Source organism: Martinezella tropici, from assembly GCF_008370325.1.
Classification (GTDB): domain Bacteria; phylum Pseudomonadota; class Alphaproteobacteria; order Rhizobiales; family Rhizobiaceae; genus Rhizobium; species Rhizobium tropici_B.
This window is the reverse complement of sequence record NZ_VNIP01000016.1, coordinates 55,716-76,851: the sequence shown is the minus strand read 5'-3', so window position 1 is coordinate 76,851 and position 21,136 is coordinate 55,716. Positions and strand designations below refer to the sequence as shown.

The 21,136-nt window shown below is 58.6% G+C and carries 18 protein-coding genes; 4 read left to right on the top strand and 14 right to left on the bottom strand.

Annotated features, from left to right (window positions below; translation table 11 throughout):
• Positions 1–342: 342 nt before the first annotated feature.
• Entirely contained in the window at positions 343–1,899 is a 1,557-nt protein-coding gene (locus tag FP026_RS27690) for a winged helix-turn-helix domain-containing tetratricopeptide repeat protein (protein WP_149637773.1), read from the bottom strand.
• A 108-nt stretch (positions 1,900–2,007) separates the two neighbouring features.
• Between FP026_RS27690 and FP026_RS27685 the strand changes: the two genes are divergently transcribed.
• Positions 2,008–2,469, top strand: coding sequence for a cupin domain-containing protein (locus tag FP026_RS27685; protein ID WP_149637772.1), 462 nt, complete (start codon positions 2,008–2,010; stop codon positions 2,467–2,469).
• A gap of 283 nt (positions 2,470–2,752) precedes the next feature.
• Here FP026_RS27685 and FP026_RS27680 read toward each other — a convergent pair whose 3' ends face one another.
• Positions 2,753–3,487 (bottom strand): SDR family NAD(P)-dependent oxidoreductase, encoded by a 735-nt coding sequence (locus FP026_RS27680; RefSeq protein ID WP_149637771.1) that lies wholly within the window; start codon positions 3,485–3,487, stop codon positions 2,753–2,755.
• An 84-nt stretch (positions 3,488–3,571) separates the two neighbouring features.
• Between FP026_RS27680 and FP026_RS27675 the strand changes: the two genes are divergently transcribed.
• Positions 3,572–4,027 (top strand): winged helix-turn-helix transcriptional regulator, encoded by a 456-nt coding sequence (locus tag FP026_RS27675; RefSeq protein WP_149637770.1) that lies wholly within the window; start codon positions 3,572–3,574, stop codon positions 4,025–4,027.
• A 294-nt stretch (positions 4,028–4,321) separates the two neighbouring features.
• Here the strand turns inward: FP026_RS27675 and FP026_RS27665 are convergent, their stop codons facing one another.
• From FP026_RS27665 to FP026_RS27635, 7 genes are all read right to left on the bottom strand, one after another.
• The gene (locus FP026_RS27665) at positions 4,322–5,179 is read right to left on the bottom strand and encodes a transporter substrate-binding domain-containing protein (protein ID WP_149637769.1); all 858 of its coding nucleotides are present in this window, start codon (positions 5,177–5,179) and stop codon (positions 4,322–4,324) included.
• Between the two features lie 35 nt (positions 5,180–5,214).
• The gene (locus FP026_RS27660; RefSeq protein ID WP_149637768.1) at positions 5,215–5,982 is read right to left on the bottom strand and encodes an ABC transporter ATP-binding protein; all 768 of its coding nucleotides are present in this window, start codon (positions 5,980–5,982) and stop codon (positions 5,215–5,217) included.
• Positions 5,979–6,719, bottom strand: coding sequence for an ABC transporter permease (locus FP026_RS27655; protein ID WP_149637767.1), 741 nt, complete (start codon positions 6,717–6,719; stop codon positions 5,979–5,981). The genes FP026_RS27660 and FP026_RS27655 overlap by 4 nt, the downstream gene beginning before the upstream one ends.
• Complete coding sequence (locus FP026_RS27650; protein ID WP_149637766.1) at positions 6,719–7,438, bottom strand: ABC transporter permease; 720 nt, start codon at positions 7,436–7,438, stop codon at positions 6,719–6,721. Before FP026_RS27650 ends, FP026_RS27655 begins: the two co-directional genes overlap by 1 nt.
• 80 nt (positions 7,439–7,518) lie before the next feature.
• Positions 7,519–8,373 (bottom strand): transporter substrate-binding domain-containing protein, encoded by an 855-nt coding sequence (locus FP026_RS27645; RefSeq protein ID WP_149637765.1) that lies wholly within the window; start codon positions 8,371–8,373, stop codon positions 7,519–7,521.
• A 59-nt stretch (positions 8,374–8,432) separates the two neighbouring features.
• A complete protein-coding gene (locus tag FP026_RS27640) occupies positions 8,433–10,109 on the bottom strand; it encodes a M28 family peptidase (protein ID WP_149637764.1) in 1,677 nt (558 codons plus the stop codon).
• Positions 10,102–11,526 carry a M20 family metallopeptidase gene (locus FP026_RS27635; RefSeq protein WP_149637763.1) on the bottom strand — a complete coding sequence of 475 codons (1,425 nt, stop codon included), beginning with the start codon at positions 11,524–11,526 and terminating at the stop codon, positions 10,102–10,104. Before FP026_RS27635 ends, FP026_RS27640 begins: the two co-directional genes overlap by 8 nt.
• Positions 11,527–11,704: 178 nt before the next feature.
• Here FP026_RS27635 and FP026_RS27630 point away from each other — a divergent pair, with 178 nt between their 5' ends.
• Positions 11,705–12,346: a GntR family transcriptional regulator gene (locus FP026_RS27630; protein ID WP_149637762.1), complete on the top strand. Its 642-nt coding sequence runs from the start codon at positions 11,705–11,707 to the stop codon at positions 12,344–12,346.
• 207 nt (positions 12,347–12,553) lie between these two features.
• Here the strand turns inward: FP026_RS27630 and FP026_RS27625 are convergent, their stop codons facing one another.
• The 3 genes from FP026_RS27625 to FP026_RS27610 all read right to left on the bottom strand — a co-directional run bounded on the left by FP026_RS27625 (position 12,554) and on the right by FP026_RS27610 (position 17,194).
• Complete coding sequence (locus FP026_RS27625) at positions 12,554–12,757, bottom strand: hypothetical protein (protein WP_149637761.1); 204 nt, start codon at positions 12,755–12,757, stop codon at positions 12,554–12,556.
• Between the two features lie 1,018 nt (positions 12,758–13,775).
• Positions 13,776–14,276 (bottom strand): GFA family protein, encoded by a 501-nt coding sequence (locus FP026_RS27615; RefSeq protein WP_149637759.1) that lies wholly within the window; start codon positions 14,274–14,276, stop codon positions 13,776–13,778.
• Positions 14,277–14,854: 578 nt separating this feature from the next.
• Positions 14,855–17,194, bottom strand: coding sequence for a methyl-accepting chemotaxis protein (locus FP026_RS27610; RefSeq protein ID WP_149637758.1), 2,340 nt, complete (start codon positions 17,192–17,194; stop codon positions 14,855–14,857).
• A 572-nt stretch (positions 17,195–17,766) separates the two neighbouring features.
• On the opposite strand from FP026_RS27610, the gene blh reads away from it, so the two are divergent.
• The gene (gene blh / locus FP026_RS27605; protein WP_149637757.1) at positions 17,767–19,062 is read left to right on the top strand and encodes a bifunctional sulfur transferase/dioxygenase Blh; all 1,296 of its coding nucleotides are present in this window, start codon (positions 17,767–17,769) and stop codon (positions 19,060–19,062) included.
• 210 nt (positions 19,063–19,272) lie between these two features.
• Here blh and FP026_RS27600 read toward each other — a convergent pair whose 3' ends face one another.
• The gene (locus FP026_RS27600; protein ID WP_432444161.1) at positions 19,273–20,118 is read right to left on the bottom strand and encodes a carbohydrate ABC transporter permease; all 846 of its coding nucleotides are present in this window, start codon (positions 20,116–20,118) and stop codon (positions 19,273–19,275) included.
• A gap of 69 nt (positions 20,119–20,187) precedes the next feature.
• Positions 20,188–21,123: a carbohydrate ABC transporter permease gene (locus FP026_RS27595; protein WP_149637755.1), complete on the bottom strand. Its 936-nt coding sequence runs from the start codon at positions 21,121–21,123 to the stop codon at positions 20,188–20,190.
• Positions 21,124–21,136: the final 13 nt, after the last annotated feature.

Here is a 21,136-nt window from a genome sequence, read left to right as displayed (position 1 = left end):
GTTTTTCCCTCTACGCGAAGATTTCGATCCGATGTTCACGAGCAAGGAATCGGGAATGGGTACGGGTCTTGCAATATGCCGATCTATTGTTGAGGCGCATGGGCAAACCTAACGGTCGAGCCCGCAAATCCGAGAACTGTTTTCAACTTTTCGATTGGTCTTGCGCCCAAGGTTTCGCAGCAGAGATCGGCATGGTTGAAATGTCGAACAGCTGAGCAAGTTCGCAAACCGTGCCCCCCGACATCGCAGGCCTTGCTGCCATTCCGTGCGGCGTGGACGGATGAGATGCTTGATAAAATCCGCCTTGCCTTCCGTGCGGCTGCGGTAGGTCTGAGACGCGAGCTACTCCGGCAATCCGGCGTCACGTAGGGCGCTGCCGAGTGTTGATGCGAGCTCCGGCGCGCAATTAACGCCTGCAAACTGACGGCCGTAACGAAAGGAAGGCTGAAGCTCAAGCACGCGCGCGGCCGCCGCCATTGCTTCCTCAAACCGGCCAAGTTTGGCCAGCGCGGCAGCCAATTGCACATAAGTGATGCTATGCGCGGGATTGGCCTGAACGGACTTATAGGCGGCACGACAGCTGTCCTCGTATCGACCGCGCAGCAAGTGGCTCATCGCCTGCGCGTCAAAAGCGGCGAAAGTCCATGGATCGAATGGGCTGAGCCGCATGCCGCGCTCGCTCCATTCGATCGCCCGTTCCGCATCTCCGCCCCATCCCAAAATGACGCTGCCAAGGATGTAGGTCAGCGCTGACGATGGACTGAGGGCGAGCGCGGCTTCCAGCGCCGTGAAAGCCGCGCCACGGTCGTGCCCATCCATGCCCAAGGAAAATCCCGCTAATGTTAATGCGGCCGCATCGTCCTGTCCGTGGATGATCGCTAAACGGGCGTGGCGGATCGAAGCGGTGCGGTTGGCTTCCTGCAAGCCCGCGCGGAGAAACAAACAATGATGACACATGGCGGCATTGCCGTGCGCCAGCGCATAAGCAGGTTCGAGTGCGATAGCACGCTCAAGAAGCGTCAGTCCTCTCGTGACTTGCTCCGGCATGCCCGAATCAACATCAGGCTGAGCCTGGAGCACCAGATCGTAGGCATCAAGGCTTTCAGGGCGTTTCCGCTTGACACGTTCAAACTCCGCTTTTCGAAGGCTTGGCGCGATAGCACCCACCGCTGAGAGCGAAATCTCGTCCTGAAGCGAAAAAATATCCGCCGAATTGCAATCATAACGCTCGGCCCATACATGGGCTCCGGTCGATGCATCGATCATCTGCCCAATCACCCGCACGCTGCCGCCAGATCTGCGCACGCTGCCTTCCAGCACATAACGCACCCCAAGCTCGCGGCCCACCTGTTTCACATCCGTAATGCGCCCCTTATAGGCAAAGCTGGAATTTCGCGCGATGACGAACAGCCACTTAATGCGTGCAAGGCCGGTGATAATCTCGTCGACTATTCCATCAGCGAAATAGTCCTGCTCAGGATCGCCGCTCAGGTTCAAAAAAGGCAGAACAGCAACCGAGGGCTTCTCGGGAAGTGCGAGGGCTGACGCGGCGCTAGCCGGAACATCGCGAACGTTCGTGACAACTGCCGGCGGCCCGACATAGCGATAGCCGCGCCGCGGCATCGTTTCGATCCATCTTTCGGCATCCGCCTCCGCCAGCACCCTGCGCAAGGCTGCAATTTGAACCGTCAGATTGTTGTCGGCGACCGCCAATCCGCCCCAACCTGCCTCGACCAGCACGTCTTTCGACACGGGTGCCCTGGCATTTTCGAGCAGCCGGCACAGCAGCACGACGGCGCGACGCCCAAGCATGGTTGGTTCGTCCCCTCGATACAAAATACCCACCGCGGGGTCGAGGCGGAACGGGCCGAACTGGTAGATTTCGCTCCCACTCGTCATTCACCACTTTTAGCAGATTTTTAGCAACGGATTCACGACTTTTCGGCACCGAGCGCCGATCTTACGACGATGTTTACAGCAGCAGACCCATTGTCAATGGAGGATCAAATGAGCGCCGCAACCATTGTCCGCATGCCCGATGAGAAGAACGGAGTGATATTGCGCGGTCACCCCATGCACTTTCTCGTCACCGGCGAAAATACCAGGCACACCAGCATGTTCGACTGGACGATTCCCGCAGGGTTCGCCACGGGGCGCCACGTCCACCGGGTACAAGAGGAAACCTTCTACTTGCTCGAAGGCGAATGTGAGTGGCATGTCGGCGACAGGATTGTCCGCGCGACGCCCGGAACTTACCTGTTCATCCCGCCAGGCGTGACGCACAACATTACCAATGTCAGCGAGAAACCTGCCCGTGTGTTGATGACGGTCTCACCGCCCGGCCATGAGCACTATTTCGAGGAGCTAGCGAAGCTTGCCGCGCAGGGCGCCCCGGATCCAGAAGCCCTCGCCAATCTGCGAAGCCGCTACGACACCGATCAGCTCTCAACCTTAACCACACGCACGTGAGCTTACGTTTTGGTCGTAATGACTTAGGTGGGGCGACCTGCCGAGATGAGGCAATGGCGCGTCTGTAGCCTCCGCGATGATCAAGTTAGCGTCACCAGCACATCGACGGTGGATGCTCTTGAACGAATACCCGCGTCTCGTCGATACGATTCTCCGACCTGGGCTCGCGCATTGAAAAGGTTGCCACAGGGCATGACGAGCGGCTGCGAATGCCAATCCTAAACCTTGCCGTGAGGGCTTCTTGTTCCAGATCATAAGCCCTCACGCTTTGCGTTAAAGCGTGTCAGACTTGTGCCAAGCCTCCATCGACAAAAACTTCGCCGCCGGTCATGAAGCTGCTGTCCGAAGAAGCCAAGAATGCAGCCACCGCGCCCGTCTCGGACGGGTCGCCCATGCGACCCAGCACTGTCGTGGCGCCTATGGCATTCATTCCTTCATCACCCAGGACCTCAAGCGCCAGTTCTGTTGTGATCGGCCCCGGTGACATCACATTGACGCGGATACCGCTGCCGCGAAGGTCGAGTGCCCAACTGCGGGCAAGGTTGCGAACCGCTGCCTTCGTGGCGCTGTAGATGCTGAACGCCGCCGTGCCCATCACACCCGTGCTCGAACCGGTCAAGATGATCGAAGCGCCCTGCCCCATGAGCGGCAGAGCCTTCTGCACCGTAAACACCAGACCTTTCACATTCAGGTCGAACGTCTGATCGTAATGTTCGAGCGTGATGTTTCCAAGAGCCGCGAATGACCCGGTCCCGGCATTGGCAAGTAATATGTCGAGCCTTCCACGTTCCTCTTTCACCGTCTCGTACAGCCGGTCGAGGTCGTGTGGATTGGTTACCGAGCCTTGCACGGCGCGGGCCGACGAACCCAATTGCGTGATCGCGGCGTCAAGCGTCTCCTGCCTTCTGCCAAAGATGTATACGAATGCTCCTTCGTCGATAAATCGCCTGGCAGCACCAAGCCCGATGCCGCTTCCACCGCCTGTTACCACCGCTGTCTTACCTTGCAGTCTGCTCATATGATTGCTCCTTCATTGAGACCATACGAAGCTGGCGACTTACATCCCTATTGACAAGTATGCACCTTTTGGTAAGTGCATAGAATGTCATCCGATCACGTCGGCCCGACGGTGCCGCCAGAGGAAACCCTGCCGCCAACCGAGATCAATCCCTCAACGCTTCCAGGCTTTACATGCGGCCTCGATGCGACTTTGCGCGTCATTTCCGGCAAGTGGAAACCGCTGATCTTATACTTCGTGGCTCAAGACGGCCCCACCCGGTACGGCGCGCTTCGGCGGGCAGTGCGAGACGTCAGCGATAAAATGTTGATACAGCAGCTTAAGGAGCTCGAGGCAGACGGTCTCGTGAAGCGGACCGATTACAAGGAAATTCCGCCACGGGTAGACTACAGTCTCACGCCATTGGGCCGCAGCTTGGCTGAAGCGCTGGTTCCACTCTGCTCATGGGGCACAGAAAATATGGCAGAGGTTGCACGCCTCTTTGAAGAGCGCGATACCTCGAGCAGAAACCTTCGCAGAAACGGCCAGCTCAGCACTTGATGGGAACAGAATCGGAGCGCTCCTCTTCAGCATCCAGTTGCAGTTGAAGGGGTCAGAGCCGGAAGCCCATTTTTAGTGCCGCCGCGAGGCCCGGCAGCAGCACGGGCTTCCGCCCGCATCTGTCGGAGAGCTGTCCAGCTGCCAGTAGGATCAGCAGCAGACTGAGGATGTAGGCGGCCGAAGACGATGGTTAGCGTCGCCGAAGAAAAGCCGATCGTGGCCTGCCAGCGCACAAGATGCGCTCCACTTTAATGAAATCCGGCCATGCGCCAGCTCGGGGATTTCAATAGAGTTTCACTTCGGCGTAACGTCGAAGCCAAACCACTTCTGCGATAGCTTGGCGATCGTACCATCCGCCTTGGCTGTGGCGATCGCATCGTTGAACATGGCTTTCAGTTCTGTGTCATCCTTGCGCAGGCCGACAGAACTGCCCCGCCCGAGCATGCCGCCCTGGAAGCGCGGGCCGGTGACGATCATGTCCTCATTGCCCGGCTTTGCCGCCGCGGTCGAAAGATAAGCCATGGAAGCCATAATGAGGTCGAGGCGCCCGGCCTTCAGATCGAGATCGTGCTGTTCGGTCGTCTTGTATTCACGGATATCGGCAATACCCTTCAGATATTTGTCGAGGAAGGTCGCGGCGATCGATGCTGTCTGCACGCCGATCGTCTTGCCCTTGAGTAGCGGCTCCAATTCCTTCACCGCCTTGGCGGCGCCGGCTTCGTCCGTCGCGAGCGAAAAGACCTCGCCCTTCAAAGGCAGGGTGGCAAGCGAGGAGTCTTTCAGTGTCGCGAAGGTCTGGCCCGTCGTGCCGTAGGAATCGCTGAAGGCAATGACTTCCTCGCGCTTGGCGGTCGCCGACATGCCGGAGATGATCGCATCGAATTTGCCGGCATTCAGCGCCGGGATCATGCCGTCAAAGGGCTGGATTACGGTCGTGCATTCGACCTTCATATGGGCGCAGAAATATTTGATCAGCTCGATTTCGTAGCCGTCGAGGCTGCCGTCGGCCTTGGTGAAATTCCACGGACGGAATGCTCCCTCCGTCGCGATCGTCACATGTGTCCATTTCTTCTCGTCGGCACGTACAGCGGTCGAAATGGCCAAGGTGGCGATCATCATGAACGCCGTCAGAATTGTGGTCAGGTATTTCATGCTCGAGTTCCCCTTTTTAATTGAGCTTGCTGAAACTATTGACTGATGAACTGCCGAAAGCGGTCCGACTGCGAGTTCGAAAAGACATCCCGCGGCCTGCCGTCCTCCTCGACGACGCCTTTGTGCAGGAAGATGACGCGGCTGGAGACGTCGCGCGCGAACCCCATCTCATGCGTGACGACCAGCATGGTTCGCCCTTCCTCGGCAAGCGAGCGCATGACCCGTAGCACTTCGCCGACAAGCTCGGGATCGAGCGCGGACGTCGGCTCATCGAACAGCATCACCTTGGGGTGCATGGCGAGCGCGCGCGCAATGGCGGCGCGCTGCTGCTGGCCGCCGGAGAGATGGGCGGGATAGAAATCTCGCTTGTCGGCAATGCCGACCTTGGCGAGCAAGGCCTCGGCCTCGTCTACACATTCGGCGCGGGAGCGGCGCTGAACATGGATCGGCGCCTCGATAAGGTTTTCGAGGATCGTCTTGTGAGACCAGAGATTGAAGCTCTGGAACACCATTCCGAGCTGGGCGCGGATCCGGTCGACCTGCTTTCCATCGGTCGCGCGCTGTGTACCGCGCGCGTTGCGCTGCATGCGGATCGTTTCGCCGGCGATGGTCACTTCACCGGAATCGGGTGTTTCCAGCAGATTGATGCAGCGCAGGAAGGTCGACTTTCCCGAGCCGGACGAGCCGAGAATGGAGACCACGTCGCCTTCCAAGGCATCGAGGGAAATGCCCTTGAGGACCTCGACAGGCCCGAAGCTCTTGTGCATGTCGCGCACCCTGAGTGCGATGGGCATGGCCGTCATTGTGATTCTCCTGCAGGGGTCGCCGTCGCCGCACTCTCTCGGGTGACGGGAAGGGGGGCACGCAAATGCGGGCTCAGCCTGTATTCGGCGAATTGAATGAGACGCGTCAGCACGAAATTGATGACGAGATAAATCGCCCCGGAGACCACGAAGACCTCGATTGCCCGATAGGTCTCAGAGATGATCTTGGCGGCGACACCCGTCACCTCCATCAGCGTGATGATCGAGGCAAGCGATGTCGCCTTGACCATCGATATCATTTCGTTGCCGTAGCCAGGCAAGGCCTGGCGGATCGCCAGCGGCAGCACGATGCGGCGAAACATCAAAAAGCGATGCATACCGCAAGCACGAGCAGCCTCGATCTGACCGTGTGGCACCGAGAGCAGGCCGCCGCGAATGATTTCGCTGGCATAGGCCGCGGTATTCAAGGTCAATGCCAGAACCGCACACCAATAGGGATCGCGCAGGAACGGCCAGAAGATGCTGTGCCTTACGGCCGGAAACTGGCCGAGGCCGTAGTAGATGAGAAATATCTGCACCAATAAAGGGGTGCCGCGGAAGACAAAGACATAGAGCCGCGCGAACCATTCCAGCACGGCGATGCCGGAAAGGCGGGCAAGTGCCAATAGCAGCGCCAGAATCGCGCCGAGGCAGATCGATGTCACGGCAAGTTCGATCGTCAGCGGGATTGCGGCGACAAGGCTCAGAAACGTTTCTTGGAGAAACTGCCAATCCATCAACGCCTCCTCACGCCGCGCGACAGGCGCCGCTCGGCCTGCTGGATGATGAGGCTCGAAAGGGTCGAGATCATGAGATAGATCGCACCGGCGATCAGGTAGAAATCGAATGGAAGCCCGGTCGATCCCGCTCCGACCTGAGCCTGACGCAGGAGTTCAGCGACGCCGGTGATCGATACCAGCGCCGACTCCTTCAAGACGACCTGCCAGACATTGCCGAGACCTGGAAGCGCATGACGCAGGGTCAGCGGCCCGATGATCCGCCGCAGACGCAGCCAGCGCGGCATGCCGCAAGCAATGGCAGCCTCGATTTCGCCTGGGTGGACCGCCTTGAACCCGCCGCGCAACACTTCCGTAAACTGCGCACCTGATGTGACGCCCACGGCGAGCGAGCCGGCAAGAAAGCCCGGAAAGCCGAGAAAGCCTTCCGCGCCGAAAAGCCTACCGACCGCCGTGACCACGGCACTGCCGCCGAAATAGAAGAGATAGATGACCAGCAGATCGGGGATGCCGCGCAACACCGTCGTATAGGCGTCGGCGGTGGCGCGAGCAAAACCGTTGCCGGCGATCTTGGCCCAGGCCCCGAGCGTTCCGATGCAGGCGCCGACGGCATAGCCGGCGACCGCGACAAGTATGGTCATCCATGCTCCGGCCAGAAGCGCATGTCCCCAGCCGTCCGGTCCAAAACCGGCGAGATCAAACAAACCCGGCTGGTTCATGGTGCCGCCCCGGGAAAGCGGCGTTTTGTGGCAAGTGACATTGTCTAGCCTCGGCTAAGCGTAACGCGGGAATCGCGCGCTCAATTGGCGTCGAAGGTTGGCGTGAGGTCGATCTTGCTCCACTTTTCCGAAAGCTGCTTGATCGTCCCATCCTTGGCGGCCTGCTTGATGGCGTCATCGAATTTGACCTTCAGATCGGTTTCGCCCTTGCGCATGCCGAGCGCCACCTCGGTTGCCAGCATCGCACCCTTCACCAGCGGGCCGGACATCATCAGATCGTCGTTGCCGGGCTTGCCGAGCACGGAGGTTTCATAGACACCGCTATCGAAGCCGGCATCGATGCGCCCGGCCTTCAGATCGAGATCTCGTTCACCGGAATTCTTATAGGCGCGCACGGCGACATCGGATCCGAAATAGGCGTTGATCAACTGCTCCTGGCTGGTCGATTGGACCACTCCGACTGTCTTTCCCTTGAGAGCTTTGCCGATTTCGGCCATCACAGGGTCGGCCTTTTCCTTGTCGTTCAGATTCAGTCGTTCGCCTGTCATCGGAAGCGAAGAAATCGGCCCATCCTTCACAAGCAGGAAGCTCGCGACCCCGCTTGCATAGGGTACCGTGAAATCGACCACCTGCTTGCGCTTCTCATTGATGCCGAGCGTCATCACCAGATCGAACTTGCCCGCATTGAGACTCGGGATCATCGCATTCCATTCGCCGGCAATCAGCTCGCAATCGACCTTGGCGCGCTTGCAGAGGTCATTGATGAGGTCGACGTCGAAGCCGGCCAGCTTGCCGCTGGAATCCATCAGGTTCCAGGGCGGAAATGCGCCCTCGATGCCGACCTTGACATGCGTCCAGTCCTTGGCGCCGGCGACAAGCGGGGCCAGGAAAGCGATGGCGCCGAACACGGCGGCCCATAGGTTTCTATTCCTCATTTTCAGTTCCCTTTTTTCAGCCACGAAATGGCCTTTGTTTGATCCGGAATACGACCGCGTCAGTCCTCCAGCGCCGTGCGCAATGCCGCATTGGCCTCCCTCAGCGCATGGGCGGCGCGATTTTTCACCTGCCGAGCATGGACGGCGTAGAAAGCTGTCTCCGGCGATGCCATGGGTAGCGCCGCCAGCGCTCGCAGTCCCTCCAGCGCCGGCCACGCCGGGTGCGGAAGGGCGGAGTCATGATGGAAGCGCTCTCCGCTCGTATAGTTCAGCGGCACGAGATGGCGACCGGCGCGCATCAGCGAGGCATTGATGCGAGCCGCCCTTTCAGCCGATACGTCACCCACCTTCGATATGGCTTTCGCATTGATGCGCAACTCGTCGATTGCGTTTGCAAGAACGGATATGTCAATGCGGCCGGCGAGCTCCGCCTGCAGTTGGGCAATCTGCTTGCCAAGGGCATCCGCGTAAACAGTATAGTCCAATGGCAGGATCGGCGAGGTCAGCAGGCGCCAAAGTATCTCCAGCACGATCCGCGTATCCCGGCTCAGATTGTCGGGATCGATATGTTCCGCCGTGTCGTGCGGCGTGTGCCACCACCAGCCGAGCGCCGTCAGCATCTTGACGGGGCCAGGCGGCTGATGGCTGAGACTTCCGAACATGGAAGGGATGCCGACACCCCAAAAGGATTGATCCGCGGCTCTGCCGTGACGCCTGCCGGCATGCCTTTGTCCACTTAGCCGCTCGATCACCTCGGCTGCCAGGGGTTTCAACTCATCGATGACGCCGGAATTGGTAAGGACGGTCGCCCCCTCGCCGCCAGTGGAATCGACGTTGACGTGCACGGCACAACGGCGATCGAGTTCGTCGAAATATTCGTCGGCATACCACGCAGAACCGGAGTAGCGGCCGTGCGAATGGCCCGACCAGAAGCAGACGCGCAGGCCACGCTGCCAATCGCTGGCGTGAAGGGCAAGCAGACGCGCCGCTTCCAGCATGGTGGCGTTGGCGCCGCCATTGTCCATGACGCCGAAATGCCAGGTGTCGTGATGGCCCGAAAACAACACGAATGGCTTGTCCTCGCCCGCCGGCTGAAGCTCGGCGACAAGGAGCGGCGTCTTGCGCCATCCGGTGTCGACCTTTGTCATGAGCGTTGCTTGCACCTTTTCGCCGCGAGCGAGCCTTTCGCGCAGGCACCTGCCATCATCCCTGGCAATGGTGCAGATGACTGTCTTCGGAAGTTGGGCGCGCGTATATTGCGACGGACTGCCCCAGACCGGCGACACACACATTTCGTAGAGATGCTCATTCGGGCTGACATGAAGCTCCCCGAGTGCACCGGCCGCGCTCGCAAGTGCGGCAACTTCCTCTGTCGCGATCCCATCGACCAGAATGATCTTTCCGGCTAGGTCCTTGTCGGCAAAATCGGCCTTCGTCCCTTCGCCGACATAGGCGAGGTCGCCGCTTACGCCTTCTACTTCGCTCGAAACCGACATCGAATGGGTAATGCAGCGCAGGCTTTCGCCCTCGATCTCAACCTTGCCCGCACCCGGTAGGCTTATGAAAGCATCATGCGACAGCAACTGCGTCCGATACCCGTAGCTATCCATCTGAGCTTGAAGATAATAAAAGCTCTGGAGTTCCTCCGGCGTTCCCGACAATTTCACCCGGCGGGCGAACTCGCGGATATGCGCCATTAGGCGTTCACGATCGGGCTGCAGAGCCGGGTTAGGCATGGGCCTTCTCCGGCAGCGGCGGCTCGACGTCATCCGGGATCGGATTGACGAAAGGCATCCCTTCAAGGCGCGCCTTATGGTCGGCCTTGGCGGCCTCGATCAGCTTGGGATTACGGATGAGATCGGCTGCCGTGCTCGCCATCACCTTAGCGGCATGTTCGGTTCCCTTGTGAGCAACCGGCAGCTTGCCTTGGGCGACCAATTGCCAGGAATGACCGGGCGTTCCGATGGCGTAGGTCGCACCGCGCATCTGCACGGTCGGCACCACCCAGCTGACGGTTCCGACATCGGTGGAGCCGACCAGCGTGCCATCGCCGGCGTTCAGCGGGAAAATCTCCTCGCAAAGCGGCTGGTCTTTCCTCGGCTTCAGCGCGAAACGGCCATAGGAGGCTGCTATATCCTCCGCATTGAAGGTCTGCTGAAACTTGCGGGCCGTTTCCCGGTCCGCATCATCGAACTCTGGAGGTCCAAGCCGCTGCAGATGCGAGAACATACATTCTTCGAGCGGTGTATTGCCGACGAGATTGGCATCGCCGCTGATGATCTCGCTGCGAACGTTCGTCTCGGTCATCAGGGCCGCACCTTCGGCGACCTTCTTGACGCGGGCAACCAGCGACAGCAGTTCCGGCAAGGTTCTCGCCCGGACAAGATAGCGCACCGTGGCGCGCGCCTGGACGACATTCGGCGCCGCGCCACCCGCATCGGTGATGGCATAGTGGATACGCGCGGTCGAAGGCATGTGCTCGCGCATGTAGTTGACGCCGACATTCATCAACTCCACGGCATCGAGGGCACTACGGCCGAGATGCGGCGTGGCGGAGGCATGTGAGGCGCGGCCTGAAAAATGAAAGTTGATTTCGTTGCAGGCGAGCGAGATGGGATTGTTGACGCCGGCGAAGGCCGCTGGATGCCAGGAAATCGCGATATCGACATCGTCGAAAACACCGGCTCGAACCATGAAGCCCTTCGAAGAGCCGCCCTCCTCGGCCGGGCAACCGTAGTAGCGCACCCGCCCCTTCAAACCGTTCTCCGCGAGGAAATCCTTGACGGCAGCGGCGGCGAGCATCGATCCGGCACCGAGCATGTTGTGACCGCAGCCATGACCATTGCCGCCTTCCACCAGCGGCCGCTCCTCGGCAATCCCGGCCTCCTGGCTCAACCCCGGCAGCGCATCGAACTCGCCAAGGATCGCGATCACCGGGCCGCCCTCCCCTGCTTCTCCCATGACGGCTGTCGGCAAGCCGGCAATGGCGCGCTCGACGCGAAAACCCTCGCTTTCGAGCAGGCGGGCATGCTCTTCGGCCGATTGATATTCAAGATAATTCGTCTCCGGGATCTCCCAGACCCGATCGCTCAACTCGAAAAACGCCGCGCGCTTTCTTTCGACAATTTCCCAAACGGCATCGGAGTTTTGCATGGATTTACAACCCGCCTCATATAATGGTAATCAAATTGGCGCCAATTTATGATCCAATTATAGTGAGTGCGCAAGAGATAAGCATGGATATTTTTTCGGCACCAATCATCGGCCTCGTTGTGAGCCAAAGGAGAGCTATGATAGTCATCGCCGAAATCGGGAGGCTGGGGAGAACTGCATGAATCCGCTGGAAGCCGAAGCGACAGCGCATACACAAGAACAGCAAACGCCGGACGTAACCGAGCTCATCCTCCAGGATATCCTTGCCGGCCGCCTCCCGCCTGGAACTTGGTTGAAGCAGATCGACCTCGAACGGCGATATAACTGTACGCGACCCGAGGTCCGCAGGGCGCTCGACAGGCTGGTGCAGAAGCGACTAGTGGAGCATGTTCCCAATCGTGGCTATCATGTCCATGAGCAGGATGGACGCCGTGCTCAGGAGGTCAGCGACATTCGCGTCATTCTTGAGGTCGCGGTCTGCGACCGTATCATTGCGAATGCAAGCGCGGCGGATATCGCGAATTTGCGGGTTCTCGCCTCACGCTTCGACGATCTGGTTCTGAACGGCACCACGCTTGAGCTTTACGAAGCCAACCTTGCCTTCCACCGCCATTTGCTCGCTCTCGCCGGCAATCAGGAACTCGTGGAACTGATCACGGAAATCAGGCAGCGAACGTCTTCGGCGCCGGTGTCGCAGTGGCGAACGCGTGCCCGCATCGAACAATCCGGCCGTGAACATCAGCAGATGGTCGATGCGATAGAGGGACGCGATGTCGATCGCCTGACGGAGCTAACGCGCAGGCACATTCTTCAAGCTTGATTGGCTATTTTCAACGGGCGCAGATGGGTTTCCTAGATGGGAACCGAACTTGCATCCCACTATGGTCCGAAGACAAGCTGAAGAAGTGATTGCCGCCACACCGCACTGAATCGCTCGCGATGTCGCGCGAACCGGTTGTTCACCGTCCGATGGCCTATCGCTACCTAACACAGACGCATGCATCTCTGTTCAGCGTGTTCATCCGCTTCAAGGTCCACTTTCCTCGGCCCGCAGCTGATCGATAGCCTCCAGCGCCTCGTCCGCCGACCATCCCGCACGCAGAGCTGCGGCGACCAGCCGGACTTCTAGCTCTTGCTCCAATTTAAGAAAAGAAACCTCGAGTGCTTCTTTTGCCGTCACGACATGATTGTCATGTGGGACAACGTCAGGAATTCTCGCAGTCTTTGGCACAGCACTCTCCGTCAAGTTGAGGGACTGTTTTTAATGGTTTCAACTTCCGCAGCGGCGGAATCGTTCTGTTTCGGCATTTGTCGGCGGGTTTAAAGCCCCCTCGCCTCAATAAAATACTCCGAAGCTCCCGAAATGTTCCACTCAATAGATAACTCGCTGTGGAACATCGGGTCGGCGCCTGACCTCACGAGTGGCAATGGGAATATCCCAGCTGATGGATTGCACCTATCTGCGATCGCGAGGTCCAAAATCTGCGCCGCAATGCGGTACGGTAATGATTGGGCTATGTGAGCGCCGCCCTGAATACCGCGGTCGAGCCGAGCCACAGCGGGCCATGGCGGAAGCACATGCTTGGCTTGTTAGCGGAGATAGAGGCAAATCTGTTGCCCTCGCATCAGGTAACGATTCCAAGCCGAGCTCAACGCGGAGGCCGGAGCCTGACGGTAGAGACGCCAGCCGTTGCAGCCGCCATTCGCGGCACGGACTGGAGGTTGAGACAAAGGGAGATCAGACGTTTCCACCAACCGCTCGGCCTGGCCCGAGAGATGAAGGTCGCGCTATCCGGGCTATTCGGCCGCTTCCGCTTACCTAAATCTGAGACAGGGCAGTTTGCGCATCTATCGCTCACCAACTGAAACGGGGACCGAAAGTGCCGTAGGAACCTGGCGCCGAGCCGCTTGGAGCTAACTCATTATCTCGTTGGACTCTCTCTGCCCATCGCCGACGGTCAGCCGCCTTGTCTTTGGCAGGGTCTGTCGATTTGCTGGCGGTCACGGCGGCAGGTCGACCGGCGGTTCCGCCGACCGTCGAGCAGGAAACAAAGAAAACAGCGGAAAAAATGAACAGGATGCCTAAAGCAGCTGCCCTCGTGAGCCCGTGGTAAATCGGCGGCATGGACATCCCTAACGCTCTCTTCGACCATTTCTAATAGCGAGATGTTATTCGGTTTCGCATCGAGTGGAAACTAAAGGCTATTCCTCGGCAGACAGTGCCTCACGGTCAACCGTCGGAATAGGTCTCAGTCGTCACGCCCCCTCACCGCCCATGAGGCGGTATCGTGATCGGGGTGCTGGTTGTTGCTCTCCTTGATCGCCGCGGCCCAATCGGTGCCGTTGTTTTCGGTCGCGCCGGCATTTTCTATGCCCGTGATCGTATCGAACCATGCCACCATGTTCTCGGTGCAGGTATTGGCGTGCGGCGAGAAGGCGTGCGGATCGTCAAGCGAGCCGATCATCAAATTGGTGCGGCCGTTTTCGAGGTGGTGGAAGAATAATGGCGTGCCGCAATTGGCGCAAAAGCCGCGCTCCACAAGCTCCGAGCTCTTCCATACGCTCGGCTTGCCGCGTGTCCAGGTGAGCGCATCATCGGGCGCCGCGACCAGCGCGGCAAAGATGTTGCCCGATGCTTTCTGGCACATGCGGCAATGGCAAAGATGCGCGTTGTCGAGCATAGCGGCTGTTTGGTAGCGTACGGCACCGCATTGGCAGCCGCCGCTCACCTCCATCTCGATGCGCTTCATTTTTCCCCTCCTTCAGAAACCGGCTCGATCTCTTTTAGGGTCGCATCGTTTGATCGTCCAGCGGAAGGATGGCCCCCATCACGCCTTTCTATTCAACGGCAAACTTGATCGAACCGAAGCACCGCCATCGATGACGATATCCTGACCGACAATATAGGCCGCGGCATCGGAAGCGAGCCAGATGGCTGGCCGCCCGCAACGGGTCTCAAAACAGAGATTGTCCGAGCTTTATCGCCCTTCGCTTGCATCGCTCGACTGAGGTCGTGCCGCTGTGGACACTCCGCCAACGAGATCCATTTCCAGCAGCGTGTAATCCTTGGGCACTGCCTGCGAAACTGGCGCCGGCCATGCCACACGACCATAGCGGCTCACTCGATGCAGCCTTTGTCCCGCTTGCGATTGCGACGGAAACGCAGGAGGCAGCATTGATTACGGAAGCTTACCGCAACGAGCATCAAGATCAAATCTGCTGCCGCGGGAAGCCGGCTAAACGAAAATGGCCCGCACAAAGTGTCCAGGCCAATCTTCGCTTCTTGAACCGCGGTAGAATTGCGGTGCCTGCCTTCACAGCAGACTAATCAGAACTCCGACCACTCCTGCTGGAGTTGTTTAAGCGCAGCATTGCCCTGCGTGACGGGAGCGGCGCGTGCAGCAAGCCGGGCTATTGTCGGGGCTGAGGCAGCTCGGGCGGCAGACCTCGCCTGCGGCTCCATGCGCTCGGCCTCGCCTGTGCGGAATGCGCTCAGGAGCTCTCCGAGACGCTTGCTTTCTTCGGCCAAACCAGCGCCAGCCGCATTCATCTCTTCGACCATGGCGGCATTCTGCTGTGTCGCCTGGTCCATGTGATTGACAGCGCTGTTGATCTCCGAAAGCCCCATGGACTGCTCCTGAGCGGCGGTGGCAATCGCATCCATATGCTGATTGATCTGCAGGACCAGGTCGGCGATAGCCGCGAGGCCCTCGCCAGTGTCGTTGACGAGTTTCACGCCTTCGCCAACGGCAACCTCGGAATTGCCGATCAGGGCCTTGATCTCTTTTGCGGCATTGGCCGAACGCTGGGCAAGCTCACGCACTTCCTGGGCGACGACGGCAAAGCCTTTTCCGGCTTCGCCCGCACGCGCCGCCTCGACGCCGGCGTTGAGCGCAAGCAGATTGGTCTGGAAGGCGATCTCGTCGATCACGCTGATGATCTGGGTGATCTGCTTGGAGGAATGCTCGATCCTGCCCATGGCATTGACGGCGTTATTGACGACTTGGCTGGAGTTTTCTGCCCGCGACCGGGCGCCGCGAACCAGGTCACGCGCATCGCCAGCCCGCTTGGAAGTCGACTGGACGTTTGCCGTAACCTCCTCGAGGGCGGCGGCCGTCTCCTCGAGCGAGGCGGCCTGCTGCTCAGTGCGCTTGGAAAGGTTATCGGAAGCCTGTGAGATTTCGTAGCTGCCGCTGTTGACGAGCGACGCGGCCTGGCCGACCTGGGACATGGCGGCGCGCAGCTGGCTGACTGATGAATTGAAGTCGTGACGCAGAGCTTCGAACTGCGCGGCCAGCGGCGTTTCGATCTCGCAACGCAGGTCGCCGGATGCCAGATGACGAAGACCTGTCGCAAGCGAACCCGTTGCCTGCAGCAGCCTCTCTTCGGCCTCTGCTTCGGCACGGCGCTGGACTTCGACGCGTTCGTTCTCCGATGTAATGCGTGCCTCGGCGGCTTCGGCTTCGAGCGCCTTGTTGCGCAGAGCTGCCTGCTGGAAAATCTGGACAGAACGCGCCATGGCGCCAATCTCATCACGCCGTTCGACGCCACCGATTGAGATCGAGAGGTTGCCTTCGGCGAGTTCGGTCATGGAATGGGTTAGCGCTCCGACCGGCCTGGTGACACGGAAAACGATGACGCAGATGCCCGTGATGCTCAGAATCGCCGCGACGAGGAAAGTGAGCCCGTAGGCGATCAGGCTGATGAACGCATCATTCTGGCTGGCGGCGGCCTTGGCGACCATGCCATCCGCTGCTGCCGCGGCGGTGTTTGTGATGGTCAGAAGGGAGGCGTTGCCAAGCGGACGCCAATCGTCGAGGGGCATGGCCTTCTTCTCACCGGCCGCGAACCTCGCGAGCAATGCGTTGTGTTTTGCTGCGAAGTCACCGCTGAAATAGGCCGTGCTGGCGACTTTGTAGGCGTCCTTAACGACCTGCGGTGTCGACGGATGATTGACCAGGGTGCCGATCTGTCCCCAGGTGAAATTCGCAGTGTAATCGAATTGCTGGATCTTGCTGACGTCCTCTGGCTTCATCGCCTCTCCAGAGGCAAGTGTGTTGACGAACAACAGGTTTGCAGCACCCGCTGTCGCGCGGGTGTACCATGTCAGTGCACGGATCTGAATGAGTGCCGTCATTGAAGGATCACTCGCGCGGATCCGGCTTTCAATGGCGGTCGAACCTGTCTCCAACGCGGTCAAGAACTGCTGACCGAGATCCAGCGTGGTAGCCTGCAGTGTGGGATCGCGATCAGCGAGCTTCTTGGCGATTTCGCTGTCGAGCTTTGAGCGGAATGCGACCCCCTGATCGTAGGCGTTCATGACGCCGGCAATCGGTGCTTTGAGCGTCTCGTCGTCGATGTTTGCAAAGACCGACCTCGCGTCAGTCATATATTTGTCGACGACGCCCCTATCCGCTTTCAGCAAGGCAAGCGTCGCGTCTTGCGCGCCAAGCTCAAGTTTGGCAAGCGACGATCCGTCACCTCGCTCGTTACGAAAGTTGGCGAGCGTCTGGAAGAGCGCCCGGTCGAGCATGGTGAGGTTCGAGACGTCGGCATAGGTGCTTTCGCCCCGATAGGCATGGAGCATGGACGAACCTGTCAGCACACATAGAGCGATGCTGAGAAGAAGGAAAATTCCAACAAGTATATTGCGAAGAGAAAAAATCATAATTGCTCACCTACGTTCGGGGTGCTGTGACGCTACCCGCTTCGCCGAAACCCGTATTTCTGGAGCTCTTGTGGTGAAACTTCTAAAAGAAAAGGAGTCCGTGAGCCGTCGAGGCGCCGCCCGACAACAGGCGCGTCATGCCCTGCCCAATCAGGAGAAAAGTTAGCCCAGCTTTATTGAAACAGAATTAATGGTTTCCCCTAAAAACACAGGGGGATGTTTCGATCAGCCCCGTTAGCGCTCTGTACCGCCTCGATTTGACCCGTTTTGCCACTTTCATCTTTCCTGGGTGAACGAAGAAAGACAAAGTATTCGAGAAAGAAGGAAGGCATCTTCTTCGGCACTAATGGGGTTGTCTCCAGTAACACGGGCAAGGGCCAAATGACGCTTGAAGACTTCATGTCAGCCAATCAGGCTTCGTTCTTCCGATAAATCGAAGCCACGGCGGACCAATTTTTCGGACACTTCGACATGAAAGGAGCTGCGACGAACAATGCTGCCAATTGACCTGCTTCGGCAAACCATCACACAGTGCCATTGTCCAGATGACGGATGCCCTTGGAGGAAAGCCCATGAACATCGTGAAAATCAACGACAAGCTCTCGGTCGCAAGCCAACCCGCGCGGGAGGATTTCGAGGATCTTGCGTCTCAGGGCTACAAGGCCGTCATAAACGCCCGCCCCGATAATGAGGAGCCGAACCAACCCGGCAACGCCATTGAGAAGGTGGCATCGCGAAACGCGGGACTTGATTATTCGTTCATTCCCGTCACAGGACCAACCATTACCGAAGCCGATGTGCGCGCTTTTCAAACGGCCATCAACAATGCCGAGGGTCCCGTTTTCGCGCATTGCAAAAGCGGAACCCGTGCACTGACGCTTTACACGATTGGCGAGGTGTTGGGCGGCAAGATGAAGCGCGAGCACATCGAAGCGTTCGGAGCAGCCCACGGCGTCGATCTGACGGGTGCCGGTCGTTGGCTGGACCAACACGCAAAAAGGGCTCCTGTCGTGAAAGGATTTTTCGACGACCGCACATCGAGTGTCCAATATGTCGTAACGGATCCGGCGACAAGGCGATGCGCGATCATCGATCCCGTTTACGACTTCGATGAAAAGTCGGGAGCGACAGGCACCATCAATGCCGACGCCATTCTGGCTTATGTCAAAAGTGAAGGCCTCGTGGTGGAGTGGATATTGGACACCCATCCGCATGCCGATCACTTCTCCGCCGCGTGGTATCTGAAGAACGCCACCGGTGCCCCGACCGCGATCGGCGCACATATCGTGGCGGTGCAGAAGCTTTGGAAGGACATCTATAACTGGCCAGGTTTGGCAGCAGACGGCTCACAGTGGGACAGGCTGCTCGCCGACGGAGACACCTTCAAGGTGGGCTCAATCGACGCGCTGGTAATGTTTTCGCCGGGCCACACGCTCGCCTCGGTAACATACGTCATCGGTGATGCCGCCTTCGTGCATGATACGCTTTTCATGCCGGATTCGGGAACAGCACGAACCGATTTCCCAGGCGGTGACGCATCGACGCTGTGGTCGTCCATCCAATCGATTGTCGCATTGCCGGATGAGACGAGGCTCTTTACGGGTCATGACTATCAGCCGAATGGCCGCAATCCGAAGTGGGAAAGCACGGTGGGCGAACAGAAGCGCTCCAACGCTCACCTTGTTGGAATGGACGAAGCGCGCTTTGTGGTGTTGCGGAACGCACGGGACCGATCCCTACCAATGCCAAAGCTGATCCTGCACGCCCTCCAGGTGAACGTTCGCGGTGGACGGCTCCCTGAGCCCGAAAGCAACGGACGAAGATACCTGAAGATACCACTCGACGCTCTCGGCAATGCTACGTGGTAGATGCGTTCGGCCTTCGTCAGGCGCCAACGTGATCGCCCGAACGAGGTGGGTGGAGCGCGCGAGAATAATGCAATTCCACATGGAGCGGCGAAAGTGACGAAGTCATCATTGCACAGGCAAAATCACCACAGCTTAGCTCCTTGACCGAATACTCTGAATGTTGGAACGCCGGGGAGCGAACTGCTGCCTAACGATCCGCCGTAGCATTCATCATTCTTTCACCGCACCAGTCATCGACGAAACGTAGTAATCGACGAAAAAGGAGTAGAGAATGACGACCGGCAATGAACCGAATAGAGCGCCAGCCATCAGCGACCCCCACTCGAAGACATCGCCGCGAACCAACTCCGTCAGAACACCAACTGGGATTGTTTTGTTTTCCGACGATTGAATGAAGGTAAGCGCGTAGATGAATTCGTTCCAGGAAAGAGTAAAGGCGAAGATGCCGGCCGATATCAGGCCCGGCACCGCCAGCGGGAGGATAATCTTGACAAGGATTTGCCAGCGGCTGGCGCCATCGACCAGCGCGCTTTCTTCCAGCTCGAAGGGTATCGACCTGAAATAGCCCATCAACAACCAAGTGCAGAACGGAATGAGGAAGGTTGGATAGGTGAAGATGAGCGCCAGCCTTGAATCGTAAATTCCAAGCTTGAAGACAATGAAGGCCAACGGAATAAACAGGATCGAGGGCGGAACGAGGTAGGCCAGGAAGATCAGCAACCCGATGGGACGCGAGCCTGTAAAGCGCACGCGTTCGATTGCGTAGGCGCCAAAAATCGACGCCAGCAGTGATAAAGCAGTCGATCCCACGGCCACCAGTATCGTGTTCCAGAGCCAGCCGGGATAGGAGGTTTCGAAGAACAGGTACTTGATGTGATCGAGCGTCGGCTCCACCACCCAGAAGGGGCTGTAGTTATTGTAGTCGGTCAACTGTGCATTCGGCTTGATGGCCGTTATCGCCATCCAATAGAAGGGAAACAGAAGCACGAAGACGAAGACTGCCATCGGCAGATAAAGCATGACGATGCGCCGAGGCAGGCGGTTGAGATAGCCCATGCCCTCGACATTATCAGTGAGTACCGGATTGGCGGTGTTAGCTTTGGTGTTCACGAGGTTCTCCCAATCTCAGTCCTGTCCGCCCTGCTGCCATTTGCGGCGCTGCAGACCGAAGAAGCTGAACATGATGGCGGCAAGCAGGAAGGGAATCATGGCAACCGCGATTGCGGCCCCCTCGCCGAGCTGCCCTCCGGGGATGCCGCGCTGAAAGGAAAGCGTCGCCATCAGATGTGTCGCATTGACCGGTCCGCCCTTGGTTAGCACATAGATGAGCTGAAAATCCGTAAAGGTGAACAGCACGGAGAACGTCATCACCACGGCGATGATCGGCGTCAACATTGGTAGTGTTACGTAACGGAAGCGCTGCCAACCGGTGGCTCCATCCAGGGATGCCGCCTCCTGAAGCGAAGCAGGAATGGTCTGCAGACCGGCAAGCAGGGAAATCGCGACGAAGGGAATGCCGCGCCAGACATTGGCGATGATGACCGAGATGCGCGCATTGGTCGGATCGCCGAGGAAATTGATCGGGCCATGGATCAGGCCCATCTTCATCAGCGACCACGAGATGATGGAAAATTGGGAATCGTAGATCCACCAGAATGCCAATCCCGAAAGCACCGTCGGCACGACCCAGGGCAGAAGCACGATTGCACGGAAGAACGACTTGAATGGCAGGTGCTGGTTGAGGAGTAGTGCCAACCAAAGGCCGAGCACGAATTTCAGGACGGAGGCAACGAACGTGTAGAGCAAGGTATTGAAGACCGTCAACCAGAAGACGGAGTCATGGGCCAGGAATTGATAATTCTCCAGTCCGATGAAACTCCCAGCACGCCCGATCCGCGTGTCGGTGAAACCGAGCCAGACCCCGAGCCCCAGCGGATAGGTGAGAAAACAAACCAGAAAGATGGCCGCCGGCAACATGAAGAGGAAGCCGAGCATATTATTGTTCTGCATGAGCGATCTGATCGGGCCGCGAGTCGTATCGCCTGATGTCACGGTCGACATGGTATTATCTCCT